Origin of the sequence: Thalassovita litoralis (genome assembly GCF_900182725.1) — a bacterium.
Classification (GTDB): Bacteria; Pseudomonadota; Alphaproteobacteria; order Rhodobacterales; family Rhodobacteraceae; genus Thalassobius; species Thalassobius litoralis.
In genome coordinates this window covers 89,493-112,488 of the sequence record NZ_FXTO01000010.1, presented here as the reverse complement: position 1 = coordinate 112,488, position 22,996 = coordinate 89,493, and the positions used below count along the sequence as shown (strand labels likewise).

Below are 22,996 nucleotides of genomic sequence, written 5' to 3'. Positions count from 1 at the left end.
GGCGGCGGGTCGCCACCCGATATGACCGCTGCCCCGAAGTCTTCCTCTCGGCCATCGCTCTCGCCGCAACAGTCATGTTTTGGTTATGAGTCCTGAGCCTAGATACTTTTCGGGTATGTATTACGTTTATTAAAAATGCAAATTAAATATGAATAGAGGATAAGGGTTGGGGAAATACAGCCTTAGAATCACAATAAAATTTCCCCTTATGAGTTTATTGCGAAATCGCTATGTGAACGGATCAAGGCTTTTCACGGCTTTCTGGTGATCTCAATTCCGACCGATTGCTGTGAAAAGGCAATGAACCGATAACAATCCTCTGGCAGGCTTTCTTGTAGGGCCTTCCATTCATGATGCCGCCAGCCGGGATAGCCGTACAATTCGTCAAACAGCAGGATACTGCCCACGTCCAACCGGGGCCGCAGGGCATCCAGTACAAAGCGGGTGGGCGTATAGGTATCCAAATCCAGACTGGCCAAGGTAATCTTCTGATCGGGGTGGTCCTGTAACCAGCCTGGAACCGTGTCCTGTACCCAGCCTTTGACCAGTTTCACGTTCGGTTCAACCTCGGGGAGGTGGCCGTTCAGCGTGAACCGCCCGGCCTGTCCGCCCTTGGCGTGGCCGGTCCAGTCCTCTTCCAGCCCTTCAAAGCTGTCAAAGCCCCAGACCGTGCCTTGCTTGCCCAGCAACTTGGCAAACAGATTGACACCCACGCCCTTCCAGACACCGAATTCCACGAACAGGCCATCACAGCCCGTCCGGTCCACGGCCTGTTTCAGGCAGTACTTACGGATGCCGCGCTTTTCGGGGAACAGCATGGCTTTGGTCATCTGCTCCCGGAAGGTTTCGAAACTGTCGCGGATCGAATCGTCGACCAGCAGATCAATCGGAGAGGCGCGGCCACCCTGTTCAGCCATGTGTCAGCCCCCGACTTTCAAGACGATTTTGCCGATGTGGCCGCTGGCTTCCATATGGGCGTGCGCCTTGCTGGCATCGGCCAAGGCGTATTCGCTGTCCATCACCGGGCTGATTTTTCCAGCATCCAGTAGCGGCCAGACCTGTTCCCGCAGGCTGTCTGCAATCTGTGCCTTTGCCAGATCGCTTTGGGGGCGCAGGGTGGACCCTGTGATCGTCAGCCGCCGGGTCATGAGCTGGGCAAAGTTCAGTTCAACCTTTGGCCCTTGCAGGAATGCAATTTGCACCAAACGCCCGTCATCGGCCAAAGCACGGATATTACGGGGAATATACAGACCGCCGACCATATCCAGAATAAGGTTTGCGCCGCCTTCGTTGCGCATGACATCTACGAAATCCTCTTCGCTGTAGATGATGGTTTTTTCCGCGCCCAGTTTCGCGCAAGCGGCAGCTTTTTCCTGACTGCCGACGGTAACGAACACGCGGGCGCCGAATTCACGGGCCAGTTGGATCGCCGTCGTGCCGATGCCGGACGATCCGCCGTGGATCAGGAACCGTTCACCAGCTTTCAGCCCGCCGCGCTGGAACACGTTAGACCAGACGGTGAAAAAGGTTTCAGGCAGGCAGGCGGCCTCTTTCATGGACATGCCCTTGGGGATGGGCAGGCAATGCGCGGCGGGGGTGGCGACATATTCGGCATAGCCACCACCGGGCAGCAAGGCACAAACCTGATCGCCGATGGACCAGCCGCTGACGCCTTCGCCCAAGGCAACGATTTCACCCGAGGCTTCCAACCCCGGCAGGTCGCTGGCCGTGGGGGGCGGGGCATAGGAACCCGCGCGTTGCAGCGCGTCGGGGCGGTTCACCCCGGCATAGGCCACCTTGATGATGACCTGCCCGGCTGCGGCCTGCGGCACAGGGCGTTCGCAAAGTTTCAGCACATCGGGGCCACCTGCTTCGGTGATTTCCACCGCCCGCATCATATCGGTCATCGTCGTCTCCTTATTGTCCGCCGTGCGTGTGGCCCGGCCTGTCATTACGTGCGCCCGATGGCGCCTTGATCTGGTTCAGAATGGCCGTTGGTCCGGCCAACAGTGCGGAAAGCGCCTTGTTGTTGCGCACGCCTGCCTTGAATTTTTCAAACCGCATCACGTCGTCGATGCGGCGGGACAGGAAATCCCATGTCGCCTGATGATCCGGCGAATCATCCCCCAGCCAATACAGCACGGTCGCGCCATAAACCCCGCTAAGCGTGGCGCGTTTGGTGTACCAGTTCACATCGTCTGACGTGTCGCCCAGCGTGGTCCAGATCAGATCGCAGGTGTTCCAGATTAGCCGCGCGCCATCGGCGGCGTATTTGGGCAGGGCGAACAGGGTGCTGCCGCGGCGCACGGCTTCTTTGTCATCGGCGGCTTCGATCCGGAACCGGATCAGGGCGGCAACCTTTTCGCTGTAACGCAGGGCAGACAGGTCTGTAACGCTGGCGCGTTCGATCATCAAACGGTCGCCCCGCTGGTGATAGGCCACTGCCAAATCCACTGCGCCGCGTGGGCAAATTGCACGGGCCACCGCCATATTCACGCCGCTGTCTTCGACTGCCGCGCGAAACGTGTCTTCGGTCCAGCCGTCGAACGCGACATGGATCAGGGCGGCATCCAGCAGGGTTTCCTTCAGATCGGGGGCGGTCATGGCAGGCTCCAGTTTTGCTGTTCGGACATACCCTAGACAAATAGGGCAAGCTTTGCTATATGGCCACTTCCTGCAAATCCTTGCAACTCAACTTAGAAAGGTGGTGAAAACCACATGCAGGTAAGCGTTCGCGACAATAACGTCGATCAGGCACTTCGTGCCCTGAAGAAAAAGCTGCAGCGTGAAGGCGTGTTCCGTGAAATGAAGCTTAAGCAACATTTCGAAAAACCGTCCGTCAAAAAAGCGCGCGAGAAAGCTGAAGCCGTTCGTCGTGCCCGGAAACTGGCACGCAAGAAAGCACAGCGTGAAGGTCTTCTCTAAGATCTCCTCTCAGCTTGGATGCTAAAGACGACCCCCGCGGCCCTGCCCGGGGGTTTGTCGTTTCTGGCATAAGGATCAAGCTGTTGTGTAGGGACGTCACGCCATCGGTTTGCGGGCGTTCAGGGCGGCGGTAATTGTGCCGTCATCCAGATAATCCAATTCCCCGCCAATCGGCACACCCTGCGCCAGTGAACTCAGCGCAACGCGGCCCTCTAATTGATCCGCGATATAATGGGCGGTGGTCTGGCCGTCGACGGTGGCGTTCAGGGCCAGAATAACCTCGGTCACGGATTCGGTTTGCACGCGGTCCAACAGGCGGGGGATTCGCAATTCATCCGGGCCAATCGAATCCAGTGCCGACAGGGTGCCGCCCAGCACATGATAGCGTCCTTTGAAAACGCCGGATCGTTCCATTGCCCACAGATCGGCCACGTCTTCGACCACGCACAGGATGCCATTTCCCCGCGCGGACGAGGCACAGATGTCGCAAATATCGCCGGTGCCGATATTGCCGCAATTCAGACATTCGCGGGCATTGGCAGCAACGGTTTGCATCATATCGGCCAGCGGAGCCATCAACAGGGCGCGTTTGCGGATCAGATGCAGCACCGCACGCCGGGCCGAACGCGGACCAAGGCCCGGCAGCTTTGCCATCATGTCAATCAGGGCATCTATGTCGCGGTTACTGCTCAACCTGTGGCCTGTGGATGGGGTGGGATATCGAGTATTTTTGGCAAGATGAAAGGGGCGGGGTGCGCCCCTTTCGGATCATCGGATCAGAACGGCAGTTTCATATCCGCAGGCAGGCCCAGACCTTCGGTCAGCTTGGCCATTTCGGCCTGTGCAGCTTCGGCGGCTTTGCCCTGTGCATCCTTGATAGCCGCCAAAATCAGGTCTTCGACGACTTCTTTGTCATCGGCGTTGAAGATCGACGGGTCGATGTCCAGCGCGGTTAGTTCGGATTTCAGGGTGCAGGTCGCCTTGACCAGCCCGGCCCCGGATTCGCCGGTTACGGTCATGCTGGCCATTTCCTCTTGCAGGGTGGTCATTTTGCTCTGCATGTCCTTGGCCGCTTTCATCATCTTGGCCATATCGCCAAGACCGCCGAGTCCTTTTAGCATTTTATGTCTCCGTCATCTGGGGCGGCATCGGGGCCGCATGGTGGCGTTTGGCCGGGTGTTAAGCATATAGGGGCTTAGAAGGCGATGGTTAATCTTCCTCGAACGGGTCCCATTCATCCTCGACCTCTTGCAGGGCGTCGGCCTGAGCTTCGGCGGCGATGTCGTCATAAGATCGGACTTCGGTGACTTTTGCCTTGGGGAATGCCGCCAAAACCGCCTGCACCATCGGGTGTTGGGTGGCTTCCTGTTTCAGGGCCAGATCGGCGGCATCGCGTTTTTCAGCGATGGTTTCACCGCCGCCTTCCTGAACCAGCGTCACGACCCAGCGATTGCCGGTCCAGCGTTGCAGGGCGCTGCCCAGACGCGGGGCCAGATCGTTCGGGGCTTTGTCCGTGGGCTGGAATTCAATACGACCGGGGCGGTAGGCGGCCAGTCGAATGCCGGTTTCCACATCAACCAGTAGCTTGGCATCGCGATTGATGCGGATCAGATCGACCACATGTTCAAAGCTGGGATAGCGGGCCAGCGCCTGTTCGGTGTCCTGTGCCAGCGCCATGACCGGGCCGCCACCACCGCCGCCATATCCACCGCCGCCGGGGCCGGGGGAATAGGCCTGGGTCATCTGACCACGCGGGGCCGCATTGCCGGGCGCTGGCATTCCCCCGCCACCGCCGGGATTCGGCGCTGGTGGGGGTGTCGCGTCTTTCAGGCGGCGTACCAGATCTTCGGGGGTGGGCAATTCGGCCACATGTGTCAGCCGGATCACTGCCATTTCAGCGGCCATCATCGTGTTGGGGGCGTTGCCCACTTCGTCCAGCGCCTTTAGCAGCATTTGCCACATGCGGGTCAGGGTGCGCATGGACAGGGATTTGGCCATGTCCTGACCGCGCGCGCGTTCATCGGGCGAAACGGTGGGGTCTTCGGCGGCTTCGGGGGTGATCTGGACCACGGAAATCCAGTGAGTGATTTCCGCCAGATCACGTAGCACGGCCATCGGGTCTGCACCATCGGCATATTGTGCGCCCAGTTCTGTCAGCGCCCCGGCAGCGTCGCCTTTCATAATCAGGTCGAACAGATCCAGCACGCGGCCCCGGTCCGCCAGCCCCAGCATGGCGCGGACCTGATCGGCGGTGGTTTCGCCCGCCCCGTGGGAAATCGCCTGATCCAATAGCGAGGTTGCATCGCGGGCCGAACCTTCGGCGGCGCGGGTGATCAGGGCCAGCGCGTCATCGGTAATGTCGGCATTTTCAGCTCCGGCGATTTTGCGCAGCAGGGTGATCATTACCTCGGGCTCGATGCGGCGCAGGTCAAACCGCTGGCAGCGAGACAGAACCGTGACTGGCACCTTGCGGATTTCGGTGGTGGCAAAGATGAATTTCACATGGGCTGGCGGTTCTTCCAGCGTTTTCAGCAGCGCGTTAAAGGCGCTGGTCGACAGCATGTGAACTTCGTCGATGATATAGATTTTATAGCGGGCGCTGGCGGCGCGGTAGTGGACGCTTTCGATGATTTCGCGGATGTCGCCCACGCCTGTGCGGCTGGCGGCGTCCATTTCCATCACATCGACATGGCGGCCTTCCATGATGGCAACGCAATGTTCGCATTTGCCACAAGGTTCGGTGGTGGGACCGCCGGTGCCATCGGGACCGATACAGTTCATCCCCTTGGCGATGATCCGGGCGGTGGTGGTTTTCCCGGTGCCGCGAATCCCGGTCATGATAAATGCTTGCGCGATACGATCCGCCGCGAACGCGTTTTTCAGGGTGCGCACCATAGCATCCTGACCGACAAGATCGGCAAAGGTTTCGGGCCGGTATTTACGTGCCAGAACCTGATAGCCGGGGGTGGGGGTGTCGGTCATGCCTGCGCCTGTGGATTCGGAAGTTTGGGCTAAACTAAGCATCCCGGCGCGGCACGTCCACCGTATTGCCGCGGCATGTGGGCCAGCGGCGGGACAAAGGGGGAAAACACGCCGGTCTTTTTCATATCCAGCCGGATACAAAGGCGCTACGTTGGCGGGATTACATGAAAGAAAGTTCGACAGGATGCGTTTAAAAGGTGTGCGGGGCAGCCGCAACATAGAGGACCGCCGCCGCAGCGGTGCCGGGGGAAAGGCCAGTATTGGTGGCGTGGGGCTGCTGATTGTGCTGGCGATCGGGTATTTCGCTGGGATTGATGTGTCGCCATTGCTGGATGGGCAGATGGGCGGCCAAAGCACGGCCCCGCGCGAATTGAGCGCCGAAGAAGAAAAAGCGGCTGAATTTGCGGCGCAGGTGTTGGCGACGACCGAAACCGTTTGGACCGATGTGTTCGCGGAACAGTTGGATGCGGAATATGTGCCGCCGGTGCTGGTGCTGTATTCCGGTGTGACCCAAAGCCCCTGTGGCGGGGCCAGCGGGGCGACCGGGCCGTTTTACTGCCCTGCGGATGAAAAAGCATATCTGGACACCGATTTTTTCGCCACTTTGGCGCGGCAATTGGGGGCCAGGGGGGATTTCGCGGCGGCCTATGTGATTGCGCATGAAGTGGCGCATCATGTGCAGAATGAAATGGGGATTTTGCCGCAGGTGAATGAACTGCGCCAACAGGTCAATGCTGCGCAGGCTAATGCGCTGACGGTGCGGCTGGAATTGCAGGCGGATTGTCTGTCCGGGGTCTGGGCGCGGAATGTCGACGGGATGCTGGAACCCGGCGATCTGGAGGAGGCGCTGAACGCTGCCCGCATGATCGGGGATGACCATTTGCAAAAACGCGCAGGTCAGGTGCCGCAGCCGCATACGTTTACGCATGGCACATCCGAACAGCGATCCCGTTGGTTTGCCAAAGGATACAAAGGCGGTAAAATCAACGCGTGTGATACATGGAATGCACGTCAGTTGTAGCCTAAAGCTGAAGGGGATGGGGCTGTACGCCCGCACATGTCAGAGGAGGTGACAGTGCCGGATTTCGTCATTCATGCCTTGCAGGTGGGCGAGGGGATTTTGGCCTTGTCGCCATTGCCCGGTCGCGGCGGTGACTATGACGCCGATCTGGAACATCTGCGCGAATGGCAGCCCGCGATGCTGATCACGCTGACCACCGAGGTAGAGATGGTGGAAAAAGGTGTGCGACATCTGGGGCAGGATATTCAGGATCGGGGCGCGCGGTGGGTGCATTTGCCGATCCGCGATTTCGGGATTCCCGATGCCGAAGTCGAAGAAAAATGGCCCGAGGTCAGCCGGATTGCCCGCAAGGCGCTGTCCGGGGGCGGGCGGGTGCTGATTCACTGTATGGGCGGCTGTGGTCGATCTGGCATGACGGCGCTGCGGCTGATGGTCGAGGCCGGGGAAGACCCGCAAGCGGCACTGACCCGGTTGCGCAGGGTGCGTCCCTGCGCAGTGGAAAACGATGCACAGATGAAATGGGCGGTTACTCCCACTCCATCTGGCTGAACATTTCCTGTGCGTTGCGGCGGGCCAGCGTGTCGAAATTTTCCAGATAGGCAAAGGCGGATTGATCTACATCGACCGAACCGATGATGTCGCCGCCTTCGTCGATATAGTCCCGCATCTTGCTGCGCAGATTGTCCAGATAGTCGCGGGTGTCACGGGTCGCGGTGGCCAGATCGGTGACAGGGCCGTGACCGGGAACCACGTGATCCGGGTGCAGCGCGGCCAAGGCGTCGAACGCGTCCAGCCATGTGGCCCCGCTGGAAAATTCCATCACGCCCAGAATACGCCGGATATAAACGATATCGCCGGTAAAGACGGTTTTCGCGGCAGGGTGCCAGACAAACGTATCGCCCGGCGTGTGGGCCGCTGCCACATGCGACAGGTGCAGCGTGGTGTCCCCAAGGCTAAGGTCGTATCGTTCGTCGAATGTGATGTCGGCATAGGCGGGCGTTGTGCCCGAAAGTTTATCGGCACCAATCAGTGCAGTCAGTGCGGTTTGCTGCATCGAGGCGCGGGCGGTCTGATCGGCCACCGCATCGGCCGAGGCAATGATGGTTGCGCCCTGCTCTTTCCAATAGGAATTGCCGATCCAGCGATGATCCTGCCCGCCGGTGTTGATCACGAATTTCACGGGCTGATCGGTCAGGCTGCGGATCAGGGTGTGGATTGCCTGCGCCCCCTGATAGCTGCCGCCCGCGTCAATCAAAATCGCGCCTTTGGAGGTAACAATCAGCCCGTGGGTGGAGTTGTTCCCCAGATTTTCCGGGCTGCGGTTGCTGGTGGGACCAACCAGCGCGAAACTGTCTGCGGTGATCTGTGTTACGGTCATTTCCGCCCGGACGGGGCCGGTCAGCAGGGTGAATAGCAGGATCAGGCTGGTTAAAATGCGGGTCATCGGCGCCTCCCTTCGCGTGATGCAGGCGCCGATGTTTGTATGTGTGCGGCATTTCAGGCAATTGGCCGGATTGTCGCGCAACAGATTGGTCAGTCTTCACCACGGCGGGCGCGTTTGGCCTTCATCGTGTTGCGGACATGTTTGCTGAACTTGCGGCCACGGGCGCGGGATTCCGCCACGGTTTCGGAATTGCGGGCGTCTTCGTCTTTCAATTTGCGCCAGCGTTCCAGCCGGTCCTGATCCAGTTCCCCGGCATCAATTGCGGTACGAACCAGACAGCCCGGTTCCGACTGGTGTTGGCAATCTGAAAATTTGCACCCTGCCGCCAAATCGGTGATGTCCGCGAAAAGCTGATCAATCCCGCCAGCTGCGTCATGCAGGGCTAGTTCGCGCATACCGGGCGTATCCACCAGCCAGCCCCCGGCGTGCATCCGGTACATGGATCGGGCGGTGGTGGTATGGCGGCCCTTGGCATCATCTTCGCGGATGTCACCCACGGCCAGATCTTCGCCGGTCAGGCCGCGCGCGATGGTGGATTTACCCACGCCGGACGACCCGACCAAGGCCACGGTCTGCCCGGTGCCGCAATAGGGTTCCAGCTTTGCGATATGGGCCGGGTCTTTGGCATTGATCGCCAGCACGTTGGCATCGCGATACAGGGCGCGGGCGCGGTCCTGATAATCCTCGGCGCTGTGGTCTTCGGGTTTGTCGGCCTTGGTGATCACGATCACGGGGGCAATCCCGGCCTCGATCGCGATGGCCAGATAACGCTCCAGCCGCGCCTCATTAAAGTCGGCGTTGCAAGATGTGGTGATGAACAACGTGTTGATATTCGCCGCAATCAACTGCGTGTCTGAAATCAACCCGGCGGATTTACGCGAAATCAGCGTGCGCCGATCCAGACGGCGGGTGATCCTGTCGCCGTCGGTCAGAACGAAATCGCCAACGGCAAATTCGCTGGCGACATGTTCGCCGGTCAGTGCCAGATCGTGCCGTGCCAGATTGGCGGACAGCGCTACCACATCCCGCCGCCGGACTTCGGCAAGGCGCATGGGGGTTTGGGTTTCAAATTCGTCAGGGGAAAGCTGGCCGGTGAAATGCTGGGTCCAGCCAAGGGTTTTCAGATCGGATGTCATTGGTTTGCCTTGGAAAACGCGAAAAAGTCCCCGATGCCGAAGATGCGGCAGGGGCGAATGGTTTCGGGCAGTCCGGGAATGGCGCGTGCCTTAGGTTGCGGCGGCCCGAGGGGTGCGAACGACAAACATCAATGACCCTCCGTGGCGGCTGTGGACGATAAGGCGAATTAGGTGAGAGGCTGGACAACGACCCAAGCGGGACTCGTTACGGCTGCTTCCTTCCGGACCTGACCGGGTTGGCGAGGAGCTTGCCCGCGCCAACCTCTCAGGCGTTCATATAGGGGGCGGGGTTCGGATTCGCAAGCGGCCTGTCGCAAGCGTGTCATGTTGGCTGCATTTACAGATTTAGGCGATAGCGGGCAAAACCCCGTGGACCCGTTCCCACGCGTTCCAGTGGTAGCGGTACATCCTGCACGAAGTCCTGCGCGCGGGGCGAGGTTCGCAATAAGGCGCTGGTGTCCGGCATCGCTGCGAAGTTCCAGTTTAATGTGGGACGCGGGTCCAATACCTGTTGTTTGCGCACCCAATCCGTCAGGATGGTGCGTAAATCCTCGGTCGGGATGGGGACCTGAATGCCGGGGCCAGTCCCGGCAAAAGCACCACCGCCCCCCGCCCGAAAGCTGTTGGTGGCAATCAGGAACATGTCCGTGGGCGCGATTGGGCGGTCGGCGTGGCGCAGATCGCGAATCCGGTGGGTATCCGGGTGCAGCAGGCAGCCGTCTAGGGCAAACCGGCTGGGTTGGCTCAGATCAAGGGTGAAATCCACACCCAGAATGAACCCGCTGTGATAGCTTGGAAAATCCCGGTTCAGCAGCATTTGGTCTTGCTTGCCGGGGTGCAGTTGATTGAACTTGCCCGCGGCGCGTTCCAGCCAGTCCTTTATCTGTGCGCCGGTCACTTTCAGAATGCTAAGCGCATTTGGAAACGGATAAAGATCGGCCAGATTGCGCAGGCTGACGGGACCGGCGGCGACCATGGTGTAATTATCCGGGCCGGGGTGGCCGCCCGCGCGGAACGGGGATGCTGCCGCCAGAATTGGCAGGTCTTGCGGCCCCAGCAGAGCAACTGCCCGGTCGCGTTTGGCCATCGCCACAAGACGCGAGGCAGGATCGAAGCCGACAAAGGTGAAATAGGTATGCAGCGGTTGCCGGGTCTGGGCAACAGAGCGGCGGATATGGGTTAGTGTCTGGTTGTGGTCCCGTTGCAGGGCTTGCGGCACGTCAGGGGATGTGGCGGTTTGCATTGAAATCGGTCGCAGTGCAGACCGATGACGGCGCAGATACCAGCGTTTGGAAGCGTCCTGCGCCAGCGCCAGGTCAATCATACCAAGATCCGATCCCCAAAAGCCTGCCATAACGGCGGGTTTGCCGTGGATCGTGCCGTTCGTGGGGTCTACGTTCGGTAATTCCTGAAAGGCGGGATCGGGAAAGCGCCGGTGCTGGTGGCCGCATAGCACGACATCAATGCCGTCGATCGCGGCCAGCGGAATGCTGGCGTTTTCCTGATTTGATACATCTTGCGAGGCGCCGAACCCGGAATGATTCAGTGCGATAATCAGGTCGGCCCCTTCGGCCCGCATTTTTGGGACATAGGCGCGGGCAGCTTCGGTGATGCCGCGCATGAACAGGCGGTTTTCCAGATGGTGCCGATCCCAGATCGCTATTTGTGGTGGCGCGAAGCCGATTAGCCCAATTTTAATCTGCCGCACCTGTCCCAACGCGTCACGCACCTGCCGATCCAGAATGACATAGGGCGGGAATAGGGTTTCGTCCTGATCCGGGGTGTCGCCCAGCCGTGTGGCCGCATTGGCCAAAACAATTGGAAACCCGGCCCCTGCGGTGACTGCTGTCAGAAAGCTCAGCCCATAGTTGAACTCGTGATTGCCCACGGTGCCGCCATCATAGCCCAGAAGATTCATGGTTGTGATTGACGGATGCGTCGGGCCGCCCTGGGGGTTGTTTTCCGCGAACAGGTCGCCCAGCGGGGTGCCTTGCAGGAAATCGCCGGTATCCAGAAGCAGGGAATTAGGTACTTCGGCGCGAGCCAGATTGATCAGGCCCGCCACCTGAATTTGGGTCGGGGCTGTCGGTGAAATAGTTATAGGGCAGTAAATTGACGTGTACGTCCGTGGTTTGCAAAAGGCGAAGATGGGTTTCGTCGCTGGCGACGGGGAAAGGCGTTGGGTGAAACAAAGGCTGCTCGGGAGAGTTCATTTTTAGTTTAATCGCCTATAGGTTGAGTCGCTGCGCGCAGGAGTTCAAGAGCCGATACAATTTGGCAAAAAATTTTGGTGGTATTGCAGCGCATTTGTGACGGGACCGGACCCTTTCCGCGTCAGAAATGGATTTAGTGGTGAAATCCCCCCGGTTTTTCCCGTAAACCCGATGCGGGAGATATGGAGTCGAGCGGAATGAAATTTGCAGAGACAGTGACCTTTGGCGGATCGGGGCTGGATCGCGCAGCCGAGTGGCGGGGCGATACCGCTGCGATAGAAGCGGCACGAACCGATGTGAACGCTGTGGCGGTGGTGATGTGGCGCGGCAAACCGCTGGTCGTCTGGGGGATGGGTCAGACTGTTGAACTGGCACGGCTGCCGTTGGATCATCCGGTTCTGGCCGAGGCACAGGGCAACCCGCCGATTTTTTTGGGCCGAGAGGAGACAGGGCCGGTTTTCGCCTATGAGATTTCGGGCTGGGACCCTGACGATCTGGATCAGGCGCAACTGAACAGCTTTATGGATCGCAGCGAGCAGCATCATCCCAGCCTGCCGGAAACCCATCTGTTTTCGGAATTGCGTGGGATCATGACGCAGCTTTCAGCACGGGATGCCGAACTGGCGGCGATGGCGCGGGCGGTGTTTGCGTGGCATCGGTCGCATCGGTTTTGCGCCATGTGCGGGGCGGAAAGTGAAATTGCGATGTCTGGATGGCAACGGAATTGTCCGTCTTGCGGTGGGCAGCATTTCCCGCGCACGGACCCGGTGGCGATTATGCTGATCACACAGGGCAATGATGTGCTGATGGGGCGGTCGCATGGCTGGCCACGGGGGATGTATTCCTTGTTGGCCGGGTTTATCGAGCCGGGCGAAACCGTCGAAGCCGCCGTGCGCCGCGAGGTCTGGGAAGAAGCAGGCGTGCGCGTGGGCGAGGTTGGATATCTGGCCAGTCAGCCTTGGGCGTTTCCGGCGTCTTTGATGATGGGGTGCCGGGGGCAGGCCATCAGCCGTGATATAAATATCGACCCCAAGGAAATCGAAGACGCCCGCTGGTTCAGCCGCGAGGAAATCATGTTGGCGTTTTCCGGGCAGCACCCAGAGTTGATGCCCGCGCGAAAAGGTGCCATCGCGCAGTTTTTGTTGCGGAACTGGCTTGCTGATACGCTGGATTGAGGCGACACTGCGCCGCAACGGGCGGGCAGTTTACGAAAACAGGATGATTTATGGAATTTTCGACCAAGGCAGATATTGAAGCACCGGCAGAGTATGTTTTTGATTGCCTGTCCGATTTCCAGAGTTTCGAGAAAGCGGCCCTGCGGCGCGGGGCGGATGTGCAGCGCGTTGATGGCAATGCCGAACTGGGACTGGGCGCACAATGGCGGGCCGAGTTTAATTTTCGCGGGAAATCGCGCGAGGTGCTGGTGGAGTTGATCGAGTTTCAGACCCCGGAACTGGCGACTTATAAGGCGACCGGGCAGGGGATCGAAGCAACGATGCGGGTTGAGCTGATCCAGATGTCAAAAGACCTGACGCGGATGACTTCGACAGTGTCGATGGAGGCGAAAACCCTGCCTGCGCGGTTGCTTTTGCAATCGCTGAAACTGGCCAAGGGGCAGATTGGAAAAAGGTTCGACGGTATGATGGTGGATTACGGTCGACAGTTGGAAAAACGCTACAGCAAAATCAGCTAATCCGAGAGCTATTCCGGGACAGGGCGCGGAGGAACCGCGCCCTGTTGTTTGGATCGGGATGCGCCGCCCCGCGTCAGTGGTGGCGCTGTGCCGCGGGATAGACGCCCAGAATTTCGGTGTTGGTGGTAAAATACCCCAATTCGTCCAGCGCCAGTTTCACGTTGGCATCGTCGGGGTGGCCTTCGATATCTGCGTAAAACTGTGTGGCGGTGAATGATCCGTCCACCATGTAGCTTTCCAGTTTGGTCATGTTGACGCCATTCGTGGCAAAACCGCCCATCGCCTTGTACAGCGCGGCGGGGATGTTGCGGACCTGAAAGACAAAGCTGGTCATCATGCCCTGATCGCCCCGGCGGGAATAGTCCGGCTCACGGCTCATCAGCAGGAAACGGGTGGTGTTGTTGCCGTGGTCTTCGATATGGCGGGCCATCACGTCCAACCCATAGATTTCCCCCGCCAGTTCGCTGGCCAGCGCGGCCACTGTCGGATCGCCGCGTTCGGCCACTTCGCGCGCGGCGCGGGCGTTATCGGAACTGACCCTGCCAGTGATTCCATGTTTTTTCAGGAACCCGGCACATTGCGGCAACAGCACCAGATGCGAATGTGCTTCTTTGATGTCTTCCAGCCGGGCGCCGGGAACGGTCAGCAGGTTGATGTGAACGCGGACGAACGCCTCGTCTATGATATGCAGACCGCTGTGGGGTAGCAGCCGGTGAATATCCGCGACCCGGCCATAGGTGGTATTTTCCACCGGAAGCATGGCCATATCCGCGTCACCGCTGTTCACAGCGTCGATCGCATCTTCAAAAGTCCGGCACGGAAGGGCCTCCATCTCGGGGCGGGCCTGACGGCAGGCCTGATGGGAATAGGCCCCCGGTTCCCCCTGAAACGCGATGCGATTGGTCATTTTCGGTCATTCCTGTGGTTTTTTATACCCATTGGGCGATTGGTCGCGGAAACTACACCTTGCGTAAGGCAAGGGGAAGCGGATACATACGCGCCGACAGACACGAAATGAACGGGCGAACCATGTTTGACACGATGACCCTTACCAAAGTCGGCGGCGCGCTCTGCGGCTCGCTTCTGGTGTTCCTGCTGGGCAACTGGGCGGCGGAATCGCTGTACCATGTAGGTGGCGGCGGTCACGGCGACGAAGTGCATCAGGCCTATGTGATCGACACCGGCGATTCCGAAGCGGATAGCGGCGCTGAAAAAGAAGAAGGCCCCGACTTCGCAACCCTGTATGCCGAAGCTGATGTAGCTGCCGGTGCCAAGGTGTTCTCGAAGTGCAAAGCTTGCCATAAGATCGAAGCTGGCGTGAACGCAACCGGCCCGTCGCTGTACGGCGTTGTTGGGCGGAACGTGGATGCGGAACCCGGCTTTGCCTATTCGGGTAAGCTGGAGGAAGCCGCCGATGTGTGGACCCCGGAAAACCTGAGCCATTTCCTGGAAAACCCCAAAGGGTTCGCACCGGGTACGAAAATGTCCTTTGCCGGTCTGAAGAAGATCGAGGATCGCGCGAACCTGATTGCTTATCTGGATACGCTGGATAACTAAGTTCGCTGTTTAGGCATTAGGCAGAGATTCCAAAGGCCGTTGCCCGCGAGGCGGCGGCCTTTTTGCTGTCTGGGTGATCGCAGGCGCACAAATCCCGGTGAGGATCGGGAATAGCCGCTTGAACATGATCCACCCGGCCCGGTAGCTTGGCGTAACAGTCGCCAGACCGGAACGACGAGGAGGAAGAGCATTTGACACCCCATCGGCCCCGCGCCCGCGCCACGACCCGCGTATTGGTGCGCTCGTTTCCTTTGTCGGCTTGGATGGCCGCGATGGTTTTGACACTGGCCGCCGCGTTGGCTGCCCTGCCTGCGAAAGCAGAGGAGGTCATCAAAAGCCACGGCTATTCCTATTTCGGTGATCTGAAGTACCCGGCGGATTACGCGCATTTCGACTATGTGAACCCGGATGCGCCGAAAGGTGGGGAAATCGCCCTGTGGGCGCCGGGGACGTTTGATTCGATGAACCCCTACAGCCGCAAGGGCCGCGCGGGGCGCTATAGCTGGATGGTCTACGAAAGCCTGTTGGGCGAAGAACCTGCCGCTGGTGGCGGCGCCCCGGCGGATGTGTATGGCGAAAGCTATGGGTTGTTGGCCGAAAGTCTGGAATATGACGCAGGTAAAACTTGGGTCATTTTCCACATGCGACCCGAAGCCCGGTTTTCGGATGGTGCGCCGGTGACGGCGCATGACGTGGTGTTTTCCCATAACCTGTTGCTGGAACAGGGATTGCCGTCTTATGCGCAGGCCGTGAAAAAGCGGGTGCTAAGCGCCGAGGCGCTGGATGATTATACGGTGAAATTCACCTTTGCCACCGGGATTTCGCGGCGCAGCCTGATTGATCAGGTCGGCGGTGTGCCGGTCTGGCCTCGTCACTGGTTTGAACAAACCGACGCACGGCTGGATGAACCGCGTATGGACGCGGCACCGGGGTCTGGTCCCTATATGCTGGACAGTTATGAAATTAATCGCCGCATCGTGTACAAGCGGAACCCAGATTACTGGGGCAAAGATCTGCCGATCAATGTGGGGCGGCACAATTTTGACCGGATCAGGATCGAATATTTCGGGGATGATTCGGCTGCGTTCGAGGCATTCAAGGCCGGGGAATATACGTTCCGCGCCGAAGGAAATTCCAAACAATGGGCCACGGGCTATGAATTCCCGGCGGTGCAAAAAGGGTGGGTGAAACTGGAAACCCTGCCGGATGGCACCCCGCCGGACCCAAGCGGAATCGTGTTCAATCTGGGCCGCGAGATTTTCAAGGATAAGCGTGTACGCGAGGCGGTGTCGCTGGCCTATAATTTTGAATGGACCAACCAATCGCTGCAATACGGGCTGTTCAAGCAGCGCAATTCCTTTGTCGAAGGGTCGCATCTGGAAGCAAAGGGCGTTCCCACTGGCAAGGAACTGGAGCTGCTGAAATCGCTGGGTGATCTGGTGCCGCCTGAACTGCTGACGGAACCGGCTGTGATGGCGCATACGTCAGACCCGGATCGTCTGAAGGATCGGCGCAACCTGCGCAAGGCGATGAAGCTGCTGGATCAGGCCGGTTGGCCCGTGGGCAGCGACGGAATGCGCCGGAACGCCAAAGGTGACTTGCTGACCGTTCAATTCCCGATTGCGACCAGCGGATCGGCGACGCTGGAAGCGGTGGTGGAAACCTTTGTGCAGAATTTGCGGGCGATGGGGATCGACGCGAAGTTTGAAAAGATCGACCCGTCACAATACACGCTGCGCACGCGCGACCGTGATTACGATCTGGTCTTTGACGGCTATCGCACCTTTCTGGATACCGGCACCGGGCTGCATCAGATGTATGGATCGGCCGAGGCGGCGTTCAGCCTGTTTAACCCGGCCGGACTGGCCAGCCCGCTGGTGGATAAGATCATCGACATTTCGCTGGAAACCACCAACGCCGAAGATCGGGATGTGGCGCTGACGGCGCTGGATCGGGTGCTGCGGTTTGAACGTTTCATGATCCCGGTCTGGTACAACGATTCCAGTTGGGTCGCTTATTGGGACATGTTCGGACATCCCGCCGAATTGCCGACCTATTCGTTGGGGGTGCTGGATTTCTGGTGGTATGACACGGACAAGGCCGCCGCTCTGAAAGCGGCTGGCGCGCTGAGGTAACGCCTGAATGGGAGCTTACATCCTTCGCCGCCTGTTGCTGATCATCCCCACGCTGATCGGCATTATGGTGATCAATTTCGCGCTGGTGCAATTCGTGCCGGGTGGCCCGATTGAACAGGTCATTGCCCAGATGCAGGGGCAAGGCGATGTGTTTCAGGGGTTCGCCGGATCGGGCGAGGATGCAGGCGCATCCGCCCCCACGGGGGACGAACAATATATCGGCGCGCGCGGTCTGCCTCCGGAATTCATTGCGCAACTGGAAAAGGAATTTGGCTTTGACAAGCCGCCGCTGGAACGGTTCCTGAACATGATGTGGAACTATATGCGGCTGGATTTCGGCGAAAGCTTTTTCCGGTCCATTAGCGTGACGGATCTGGTGCTGGAAAAGATGCCGGTGTCGATCACGCTGGGCCTGTGGTCGACGATCATCGCTTATATGGTGTCGATCCCGCTGGGGATCAGGAAAGCGGTCAAAGACGGGACCAGCTTTGACACATGGACCAGTGGGCTGATCATCGTGGCCTATGCGATCCCCGGTTTCCTGTTCGCGATCCTGCTGCTGGTGCTGCTGGCGGGCGGGTCATATTGGCAGATTTTCCCGTTGCGCGGGCTGACCAGCGACAATTGGGATCAACTGTCGTGGCTGGGAAAAATCGGGGATTATTTCTGGCATATCGCGTTGCCGGTTGTGGCCTCGACCATTTCGGCCTTTGCCACGCTGACCTTGCTGACGAAAAATTCGTTTCTGGACGAGATCAAGAAGCACTATGTCATGACCGCCCGCGCCAAGGGGCTGTCGGAAAGCCGCGTGCTATATGGCCATGTGTTTCGCAACGCGATGCTGATCGTGATCGCGGGTTTTCCGGCAGTGTTTATCGGGGTGTTTTTTGGTGGCTCGTTAATCATCGAAACGATTTTCAGCCTTGATGGGCTGGGCCGTCTGGGGTTCGAGGCCGCCGTCGCCCGCGATTATCCGGTGATTTTCGGGACGCTGTTCATTTTTGGCCTGATCGGGCTGGTTGTCGGTATCCTGTCGGACCTGATGTATGTGCTGGTGGACCCGCGCATTGATTTTGAACGGAGGGAAGGCTGATGGCATTGTCCCCGCTGAATCAACGCCGCTGGAACAATTTCAAGCGCAACCGCCGGGCGTTCTGGTCCTTGATCGTCTTTTCGGTGCTGTTTGGGCTGTCGTTGTTTGCCGAATTTATCGCCAACGACAAACCCATTCTGGTGCAATATCGGGGGGAATATTACGCCCCGATTTTCAAATTCTACCCGGAAACGCAGTTCGGGGGGGATTTCCAGACCGAAGCCGCCTATCGAGACCCCGAGGTGCAATGCCTGATCGTGTCCGGCGGGCTGGAGGACTGTTTCGACGACCCCGACGGGATTATCGACGCCATTGGAACGGGTAGTTTCGACACCAGCACCGAAGGGTTCCAAAAAGGTTGGACGCTGTGGCCGCTGATCCATTATTCCTTTGACACGGTGGTGGATCGTCCCGGCGCGGCCCCGTTGCCGCCCAATGCGCAAAACTGGCTGGGCACGGATGACACCAAGCGCGACGTGGTGGCACGGGTGCTGTATGGGTTCCGGCTGTCGATCCTGTTTACGCTGATCGTGACCACGCTGGCATCGGTCGTGGGGATCGTGGCGGGGGCGTTACAGGGCTTTTTCGGAGGTTGGCTGGACCTGATTTTCCAGCGCGTGATTGAAATCTGGGGCGCGACACCATCGCTGTATGTGATCATCATCCTGTTTGCTGTGCTGGGGCGCAGTTTCTGGCTGCTGGTGTTCATTACGGTGTTGTTCGGCTGGACCGCACTGGTGGGCGTTGTGCGGGCTGAATTTTTGCGGGCGCGCAATCTGGAATATGTCCGCGCGGCGAAAGCGTTGGGCGTGTCCAATACCGTGATCATGTTCCGCCACATGCTGCCGAATGCGATGGTGGCGACGGTCACGATGCTGCCCTTTATCGTAACCGGAACCATTGCCACGCTGGCCAGTCTGGATTTTCTGGGATTTGGTTTGCCGTCCTCGGCCCCGTCCTTGGGGGAACTGACCTTGCAGGCGAAGCAGAACCTTCAGGCACCTTGGCTGGCCTTTACCGCGTTCACGGTTTTCGCGGTGATGCTGTCGCTGTTGGTGTTTATCTTCGAAGGGGTCCGCGATGCGTTTGACCCCAGAAAGACGTTCCAATGAACGCCGCAACCTGTTCATCGGCGCTGCAATGCAGGCTGAACGGTATGTTCGGCACGCTGACCTTTGTCAGCGCGGCGGCATTGGCGTGGGTGCTGTTTGACAGCGGTTTGTCGGGTATGGCGATGATGTTGCCAGCATTGGGCGCGGTCGGGGTGGCCGCCGCGCTGAAAATACTGGGGCGCCACCCCGGCTGGCTGTCGCTTGGCCTGTCTGTTGTGGGGGCGGTTTGGGCCGTCATTGCCTTGAATACGCTGGAGAGCCTATGAGCATTCTGGAGGTCAAAGACCTGACCGTATCCTTCCGGCAGGATGGGAAATCCCAAATGGCGGTCAAGGGCGTGTCCTTTGCGCTGGATCGCGGTGAAACCGTGGCCTTGGTCGGGGAATCCGGGTCCGGCAAATCGGTTACGGCGCTGTCCACGGTATCGTTGCTGGGCGGATCGGCGCAGGTGGGCGGGTCTGTAACCTATGACGGGCAGGAAATGATTGGCGCGCCCGAAAACCTGCTGCGCAAGGTGCGGGGTAACGACATCAGCTTTATCTTCCAAGAGCCGATGACCAGCCTGAACCCGCTGCACACGATCGAAAAGCAACTGGCCGAAAGCATCGCGCTGCATCAGGGGTTGGTTGGCGATGCCGCCCGCACCCGTATTCTGGAGTTGCTGCAAAAGGTGGGCATTCGGGACGCCGAAAGCCGTTTGGGCGCGTATCCGCATCAGTTGTCTGGTGGGCAGCGGCAGCGGGTAATGATTGCGATGGCGCTGGCGAATAAGCCCGACATCCTGATTGCGGATGAACCGACGACGGCGCTGGACGTGACCATTCAGGCGCAGATTCTGGAATTGCTGGCAGAATTGAAGGCCAGCGAAAATATGGGGCTGCTGTTCATCACGCATGATCTGGGGATCGTGAAGCGGATCGCGGATCGGGTTTGCGTGATGAAGGACGGCGAAATCGTGGAAACCGGCCCTACGGCCGAGATTTTCGCCAATCCGCAGCATCCTTATACGCAAAAGCTGCTGTCGGCCCGCGCCGTGGGGCAGCCCGCGCCGGTGCCGGATGGGGCGAAAACGCTGATTCAGACGGATGAATTACGGGTTTGGTTCCCGATCCAACAGGGTTTTTTCAAAAAGGTCGTAGGCCATGTGAAGGCCGTGAATGAGGCGACAATCAGCGTGCGCAGTGGCGAAACGCTGGGGATCGTGGGCGAAAGCGGATCAGGAAAAACCACGCTGGCGCTGGCGATCATGCGGCTGATCGGGTCCGAAGGGGGCATTACCTTTGACGGGCAGGACGTGCGCAAATGGTCGACCAGCCAATTGCGGGCCTTGCGCAAGGATATGCAGATCGTGTTCCAAGACCCGTTCGGCAGCCTGTCGCCGCGCATGACCTGCGAACAGATCATTGCCGAAGGGCTGGGCGTGCATCGCATAGATGCCGGGCGCAGCACCCGCGATCTGGTGGCCGAGGTGATGGAGGAAGTGGGCCTGAACCCGGCCATGATGCACCGCTATCCGCACGAATTTTCCGGCGGGCAGCGGCAGCGTATCGCAATTGCGCGGGCGATGGTGTTGCGGCCCCGTCTGGTGGTGCTGGACGAACCGACCAGTGCGTTGGACATGACGGTGCAGGTGCAGATCGTGGACTTGTTGCGTGATCTACAGGTGAAATACGGGCTGGCTTATTTGTTCATCAGCCACGATTTGAACGTGGTCCGCGCCATGAGCCACAAAATGATCGTGATGCGCCACGGCGATGTGATCGAGGCGGGCGCGGCACAAGATGTATTCGCCAATCCGCAGACGGATTACACCCGCAACCTGTTGGCGGCGGCTGATCTGTCATGACCGCCCGCCTGACTGCCCGGTTCTGGGTCGATGCCTATCTGATGCGGTTGCGTCTGTATGATATTCCCGCCTTCGTGGTGAAACACGGGGACGATACGGCAGGCGCGGTTCTGGTGAAACTGAACACGCTGGACGGCGCGGCGGTGGTGTATCAGCGGTCCTTTGATTTGCTGAGCGGTGAACGGGTCTGGATGGAACTGACCGCAGGCGAAGAACGGGATGTGGATGCCGCGATCCTGAAACAGCGCGGGTTTGACCCGGATTTGTGGGTGATCGAGGTCGAAGACCGTGCCGGGCGGCATCTGCTGGACGAACCGGGGCTGGAATAGCGCCGGGTTCCGGGGAATAGTGGCCGCATGGAATGGCGGGATCAGGGCATATTACTGGGTGTGCGCAGGCATGGGGAAACCTCGGCCATACTAGAGGTATTCACCGAAGGGCACGGGCGGCATGTGGGCGTCATGCGCGGGGCGACCAGCCGCAAGATTGCGCCGGTGTTGCAGCCGGGGGCGCAACTGGACCTGACATGGCGGGCGCGGTTGGACGATCACATTGGCAGCTATACGGTGGAACCGCTGCGCAGCCGCTCGGTGATGGCGATGGCGGATCGGTTGTCCCTGGCGGGGCTGAATGCTGTGGCGGCGCTGCTGATGTTCCTGCTGCCGGAGCGAGAGGTGCATTGGTCCCTGTATCGCCGGACCGAGGCGTTGCTGGATATTTTGGACGAGGTACAGGTCTGGCCGCTGGCCTATCTGAAATGGGAAATGGCCCTGTTAGAGGAATTGGGTTTCGGGCTGGACCTGCGCAAATGCGCGGTGACGGGCAGCCGGGATGATCTGATCTATGTGTCACCGCGCACCGGGCGGGCGGTGTCGCGTCAGGGGGCGGGGGATTGGGCGGATCGGCTGTTACCCCTGCCGCTGTGCATGTTGGGACAGGGCGGGGCGTCCGATACGGAAATTGCTGATGGATTACGCACGACGGGATATTTCCTGATGAACCGGCTGGCACCGGAACTGGGGCATAAACCCCTGCCCGAGGCCCGCCAGCGGTTCATGGATGTGTTCCTGCGTCGGTTAGCGCAGGGCCAGCACCAGATCGACAAGTGATCCCATTGCATTGGTATTGTCGGCTGAATCGCGTGACGATAATTCCTCCATCCCGATGTCGGCGGCATAGATGATCCGCGCCCATTCCGGGTTGGTGATGCCGGTTTCGTTCAGCAGGGTTTCCAACTGGGTCAGACGTTGCCCGTCGACATGGGCCAGCCGGTCGGCCACCATCGCATTCGCCCGCGCCCATGCCCGGATTGCAGTATCCAGCCGCACACCGCCCAGCGTTTCGCTGCGATGGGCTGCAACGATCTGACTAAGCCGCCGCAGTTTGGCAACGGGGGTGGGTTCGGTTTCCAGCGCGGCGGGAATATGGCTGGTGGCTTGTTCTGCCCACAGGTCCAACATGGCCGAATGAAAGGCCGGAACATCCGCGAAATGCCAGTAGAACGATCCCTTGGTCGTTCCCAGCCGCCGCGCCAAGGGTTCGGCTTTCAAGGCGTCTGGCCCGTCCTGTGCAAGGGCGGCGAAACCGGCAAGCAGCCAGTCGGTCTGGGAAAGGCGCGGTTTCTTTGTCATGGTTTCGGGATACGCGGAGTCCGATCATTTCGCAAATGCAGAAAAATCTTCTGCGGCAAAAGGGGGCGGGGGCGTGACACTCTTGCCCGGAAAATGATGACGGTCCTGTGACGAAGCGCTGTTTAATCCGGCGGAAAATGCCGCTTTGTGGGATTTCAACGGACGGGATGATCAAAAAACGGGCAAAACCGGGGGTGAGGGTAAAGTT

At 59.4% G+C, this 22,996-nt stretch carries 24 protein-coding genes, 1 other RNA gene and 1 pseudogene; 14 read left to right on the top strand and 12 right to left on the bottom strand.

All coding sequences use genetic code 11. From position 1 onward, the window contains the following. Positions 1-89 (top strand): annotated as a pseudogene (locus FN828_RS10110) (IS5/IS1182 family transposase); the annotation flags it as partial. A gap of 162 nt (positions 90-251) precedes the next feature. Here the strand turns inward: FN828_RS10110 and FN828_RS10105 are convergent. The 3 genes from FN828_RS10105 to FN828_RS10095 are packed head-to-tail and all read right to left on the bottom strand — an operon-like array spanning position 252 to position 2,604. Continuing rightward, positions 252-917 carry a TylF/MycF/NovP-related O-methyltransferase gene (locus FN828_RS10105; RefSeq protein ID WP_142493286.1) on the bottom strand — a complete coding sequence of 222 codons (666 nt, stop codon included), beginning with the start codon at positions 915-917 and terminating at the stop codon, positions 252-254. A gap of 3 nt (positions 918-920) precedes the next feature. After that, positions 921-1,907 (bottom strand): NAD(P)H-quinone oxidoreductase, encoded by a 987-nt coding sequence (locus FN828_RS10100; RefSeq protein ID WP_142493285.1) that lies wholly within the window; start codon positions 1,905-1,907, stop codon positions 921-923. A gap of 10 nt (positions 1,908-1,917) precedes the next feature. Then, positions 1,918-2,604 carry a COQ9 family protein gene (locus FN828_RS10095; protein ID WP_142493284.1) on the bottom strand — a complete coding sequence of 229 codons (687 nt, stop codon included), beginning with the start codon at positions 2,602-2,604 and terminating at the stop codon, positions 1,918-1,920. Positions 2,605-2,718: 114 nt separating this feature from the next. Between FN828_RS10095 and rpsU the strand changes: the two genes are divergently transcribed. Continuing rightward, a complete protein-coding gene (gene rpsU / locus FN828_RS10090; RefSeq protein WP_043871123.1) occupies positions 2,719-2,925 on the top strand; it encodes a 30S ribosomal protein S21 in 207 nt (68 codons plus the stop codon). Between the two features lie 96 nt (positions 2,926-3,021). On the opposite strand, the gene recR is transcribed toward rpsU, so the two are convergent. The 3 genes from recR to FN828_RS10075 all read right to left on the bottom strand — a co-directional run bounded on the left by recR (position 3,022) and on the right by FN828_RS10075 (position 5,907). Further along, positions 3,022-3,618 (bottom strand): recombination mediator RecR, encoded by a 597-nt coding sequence (gene recR, locus FN828_RS10085; protein WP_142493283.1) that lies wholly within the window; start codon positions 3,616-3,618, stop codon positions 3,022-3,024. A gap of 83 nt (positions 3,619-3,701) precedes the next feature. Then, positions 3,702-4,046, bottom strand: a complete 345-nt coding sequence (locus tag FN828_RS10080; protein WP_142493282.1) for a YbaB/EbfC family nucleoid-associated protein — start codon at positions 4,044-4,046, stop codon at positions 3,702-3,704. An 88-nt stretch (positions 4,047-4,134) separates the two neighbouring features. Further along, entirely contained in the window at positions 4,135-5,907 is a 1,773-nt protein-coding gene (locus FN828_RS10075; RefSeq protein ID WP_235891453.1) for a DNA polymerase III subunit gamma/tau, read from the bottom strand. Positions 5,908-6,091: 184 nt separating this feature from the next. Here FN828_RS10075 and ypfJ point away from each other — a divergent pair, with 184 nt between their 5' ends. Both ypfJ and FN828_RS10065 read left to right on the top strand, forming a co-directional pair. Continuing rightward, positions 6,092-6,928: a KPN_02809 family neutral zinc metallopeptidase gene (gene ypfJ / locus FN828_RS10070; protein ID WP_142493280.1), complete on the top strand. Its 837-nt coding sequence runs from the start codon at positions 6,092-6,094 to the stop codon at positions 6,926-6,928. A 36-nt stretch (positions 6,929-6,964) separates the two neighbouring features. After that, complete coding sequence (locus FN828_RS10065; RefSeq protein WP_142493279.1) at positions 6,965-7,477, top strand: phosphatase domain-containing putative toxin; 513 nt, start codon at positions 6,965-6,967, stop codon at positions 7,475-7,477. Here the strand turns inward: FN828_RS10065 and FN828_RS10060 are convergent. From FN828_RS10060 to FN828_RS10045, 4 genes are all read right to left on the bottom strand, one after another. Beyond that, complete coding sequence (locus FN828_RS10060; RefSeq protein ID WP_142493278.1) at positions 7,455-8,372, bottom strand: MBL fold metallo-hydrolase; 918 nt, start codon at positions 8,370-8,372, stop codon at positions 7,455-7,457. The genes FN828_RS10065 and FN828_RS10060 overlap by 23 nt on opposite strands. A gap of 89 nt (positions 8,373-8,461) precedes the next feature. Next, complete coding sequence (gene rsgA, locus FN828_RS10055) at positions 8,462-9,508, bottom strand: ribosome small subunit-dependent GTPase A (protein ID WP_142493277.1); 1,047 nt, start codon at positions 9,506-9,508, stop codon at positions 8,462-8,464. Positions 9,509-9,677: 169 nt separating this feature from the next. Next, positions 9,678-9,776: signal recognition particle sRNA small type (ffs, locus tag FN828_RS10050), an RNA gene on the bottom strand. 69 nt (positions 9,777-9,845) lie between these two features. Beyond that, positions 9,846-11,573 carry a bifunctional 2',3'-cyclic-nucleotide 2'-phosphodiesterase/3'-nucleotidase gene (locus FN828_RS10045; RefSeq protein WP_185958984.1) on the bottom strand — a complete coding sequence of 576 codons (1,728 nt, stop codon included), beginning with the start codon at positions 11,571-11,573 and terminating at the stop codon, positions 9,846-9,848. 345 nt (positions 11,574-11,918) lie between these two features. On the opposite strand from FN828_RS10045, the gene nudC reads away from it, so the two are divergent. Beyond that, positions 11,919-12,896 (top strand): NAD(+) diphosphatase, encoded by a 978-nt coding sequence (gene nudC / locus FN828_RS10040; RefSeq protein ID WP_142493275.1) that lies wholly within the window; start codon positions 11,919-11,921, stop codon positions 12,894-12,896. Positions 12,897-12,946: 50 nt separating this feature from the next. After that, positions 12,947-13,414: an SRPBCC family protein gene (locus tag FN828_RS10035; protein WP_142493274.1), complete on the top strand. Its 468-nt coding sequence runs from the start codon at positions 12,947-12,949 to the stop codon at positions 13,412-13,414. A gap of 73 nt (positions 13,415-13,487) precedes the next feature. Here the strand turns inward: FN828_RS10035 and FN828_RS10030 are convergent, their stop codons facing one another. Next, on the bottom strand, positions 13,488-14,321 hold the full coding sequence (locus FN828_RS10030) for a prephenate dehydratase (protein ID WP_142493273.1): 834 nt from the start codon (positions 14,319-14,321) through the stop codon (positions 13,488-13,490). A 122-nt stretch (positions 14,322-14,443) separates the two neighbouring features. Here FN828_RS10030 and FN828_RS10025 point away from each other — a divergent pair, with 122 nt between their 5' ends. From FN828_RS10025 to recO, 8 genes are all read left to right on the top strand, one after another. After that, entirely contained in the window at positions 14,444-14,971 is a 528-nt protein-coding gene (locus FN828_RS10025; RefSeq protein ID WP_142493272.1) for a c-type cytochrome, read from the top strand. Positions 14,972-15,234: 263 nt separating this feature from the next. Continuing rightward, positions 15,235-17,106 (top strand): extracellular solute-binding protein, encoded by a 1,872-nt coding sequence (locus FN828_RS10020; RefSeq protein WP_142493289.1) that lies wholly within the window; start codon positions 15,235-15,237, stop codon positions 17,104-17,106. 7 nt (positions 17,107-17,113) lie between these two features. Then, the gene (locus tag FN828_RS10015) at positions 17,114-18,199 is read left to right on the top strand and encodes a microcin C ABC transporter permease YejB (RefSeq protein WP_142493271.1); all 1,086 of its coding nucleotides are present in this window, start codon (positions 17,114-17,116) and stop codon (positions 18,197-18,199) included. Next, positions 18,199-19,311 carry an ABC transporter permease gene (locus FN828_RS10010; protein ID WP_142493270.1) on the top strand — a complete coding sequence of 371 codons (1,113 nt, stop codon included), beginning with the start codon at positions 18,199-18,201 and terminating at the stop codon, positions 19,309-19,311. The genes FN828_RS10015 and FN828_RS10010 overlap by 1 nt, the downstream gene beginning before the upstream one ends. Then, complete coding sequence (locus tag FN828_RS10005) at positions 19,308-19,577, top strand: hypothetical protein (protein ID WP_142493269.1); 270 nt, start codon at positions 19,308-19,310, stop codon at positions 19,575-19,577. The genes FN828_RS10010 and FN828_RS10005 overlap by 4 nt, the downstream gene beginning before the upstream one ends. Further along, positions 19,574-21,157 carry an ABC transporter ATP-binding protein gene (locus tag FN828_RS10000; protein WP_142493268.1) on the top strand — a complete coding sequence of 528 codons (1,584 nt, stop codon included), beginning with the start codon at positions 19,574-19,576 and terminating at the stop codon, positions 21,155-21,157. The genes FN828_RS10005 and FN828_RS10000 overlap by 4 nt, the downstream gene beginning before the upstream one ends. Continuing rightward, positions 21,154-21,486, top strand: coding sequence for a DUF1491 family protein (locus tag FN828_RS09995; protein ID WP_142493267.1), 333 nt, complete (start codon positions 21,154-21,156; stop codon positions 21,484-21,486). Before FN828_RS10000 ends, FN828_RS09995 begins: the two co-directional genes overlap by 4 nt. Before the next feature lie 27 nt (positions 21,487-21,513). Further along, positions 21,514-22,266: a DNA repair protein RecO gene (recO, locus tag FN828_RS09990; RefSeq protein WP_142493266.1), complete on the top strand. Its 753-nt coding sequence runs from the start codon at positions 21,514-21,516 to the stop codon at positions 22,264-22,266. On the opposite strand, the gene FN828_RS09985 is transcribed toward recO, so the two are convergent. Beyond that, complete coding sequence (locus tag FN828_RS09985; RefSeq protein ID WP_142493265.1) at positions 22,234-22,788, bottom strand: TetR/AcrR family transcriptional regulator; 555 nt, start codon at positions 22,786-22,788, stop codon at positions 22,234-22,236. The two genes, recO and FN828_RS09985, sit on opposite strands and share 33 nt — an antisense overlap. Between the last annotated feature and the right edge of the window lie 208 nt (positions 22,789-22,996).

What these genes read in the sequence shown, in the direction of transcription:
- FN828_RS09985 (WP_142493265.1), bottom strand. Translation starts at nt 22,788, where the DNA reads ATGACAAAGAAACCGCGCCTTTCCCAGACCGACTGGCTGCTTGCCGGT.
- FN828_RS10020 (WP_142493289.1), top strand. Translation starts at nt 15,235, where the DNA reads ATGGCCGCGATGGTTTTGACACTGGCCGCCGCGTTGGCTGCCCTGCCT.
- nudC (WP_142493275.1), top strand. Translation starts at nt 11,919, where the DNA reads ATGAAATTTGCAGAGACAGTGACCTTTGGCGGATCGGGGCTGGATCGC.
- rpsU (WP_043871123.1), top strand. Translation starts at nt 2,719, where the DNA reads ATGCAGGTAAGCGTTCGCGACAATAACGTCGATCAGGCACTTCGTGCC.
- FN828_RS10065 (WP_142493279.1), top strand. Translation starts at nt 6,965, where the DNA reads ATGTCAGAGGAGGTGACAGTGCCGGATTTCGTCATTCATGCCTTGCAG.
- FN828_RS10100 (WP_142493285.1), bottom strand. Translation starts at nt 1,907, where the DNA reads ATGACCGATATGATGCGGGCGGTGGAAATCACCGAAGCAGGTGGCCCC.
- FN828_RS10000 (WP_142493268.1), top strand. Translation starts at nt 19,574, where the DNA reads ATGAGCATTCTGGAGGTCAAAGACCTGACCGTATCCTTCCGGCAGGAT.
- FN828_RS10105 (WP_142493286.1), bottom strand. Translation starts at nt 917, where the DNA reads ATGGCTGAACAGGGTGGCCGCGCCTCTCCGATTGATCTGCTGGTCGAC.
- FN828_RS10075 (WP_235891453.1), bottom strand. Translation starts at nt 5,907, where the DNA reads ATGACCGACACCCCCACCCCCGGCTATCAGGTTCTGGCACGTAAATAC.
- recO (WP_142493266.1), top strand. Translation starts at nt 21,514, where the DNA reads ATGGAATGGCGGGATCAGGGCATATTACTGGGTGTGCGCAGGCATGGG.
- FN828_RS10015 (WP_142493271.1), top strand. Translation starts at nt 17,114, where the DNA reads ATGGGAGCTTACATCCTTCGCCGCCTGTTGCTGATCATCCCCACGCTG.
- FN828_RS10030 (WP_142493273.1), bottom strand. Translation starts at nt 14,321, where the DNA reads ATGACCAATCGCATCGCGTTTCAGGGGGAACCGGGGGCCTATTCCCAT.
- FN828_RS10025 (WP_142493272.1), top strand. Translation starts at nt 14,444, where the DNA reads ATGTTTGACACGATGACCCTTACCAAAGTCGGCGGCGCGCTCTGCGGC.
- FN828_RS10010 (WP_142493270.1), top strand. Translation starts at nt 18,199, where the DNA reads ATGGCATTGTCCCCGCTGAATCAACGCCGCTGGAACAATTTCAAGCGC.
- FN828_RS09995 (WP_142493267.1), top strand. Translation starts at nt 21,154, where the DNA reads ATGACCGCCCGCCTGACTGCCCGGTTCTGGGTCGATGCCTATCTGATG.
- FN828_RS10060 (WP_142493278.1), bottom strand. Translation starts at nt 8,372, where the DNA reads ATGACCCGCATTTTAACCAGCCTGATCCTGCTATTCACCCTGCTGACC.
- FN828_RS10080 (WP_142493282.1), bottom strand. Translation starts at nt 4,046, where the DNA reads ATGCTAAAAGGACTCGGCGGTCTTGGCGATATGGCCAAGATGATGAAA.
- FN828_RS10095 (WP_142493284.1), bottom strand. Translation starts at nt 2,604, where the DNA reads ATGACCGCCCCCGATCTGAAGGAAACCCTGCTGGATGCCGCCCTGATC.
- rsgA (WP_142493277.1), bottom strand. Translation starts at nt 9,508, where the DNA reads ATGACATCCGATCTGAAAACCCTTGGCTGGACCCAGCATTTCACCGGC.
- FN828_RS10035 (WP_142493274.1), top strand. Translation starts at nt 12,947, where the DNA reads ATGGAATTTTCGACCAAGGCAGATATTGAAGCACCGGCAGAGTATGTT.
- FN828_RS10005 (WP_142493269.1), top strand. Translation starts at nt 19,308, where the DNA reads ATGAACGCCGCAACCTGTTCATCGGCGCTGCAATGCAGGCTGAACGGT.
- ypfJ (WP_142493280.1), top strand. Translation starts at nt 6,092, where the DNA reads ATGCGTTTAAAAGGTGTGCGGGGCAGCCGCAACATAGAGGACCGCCGC.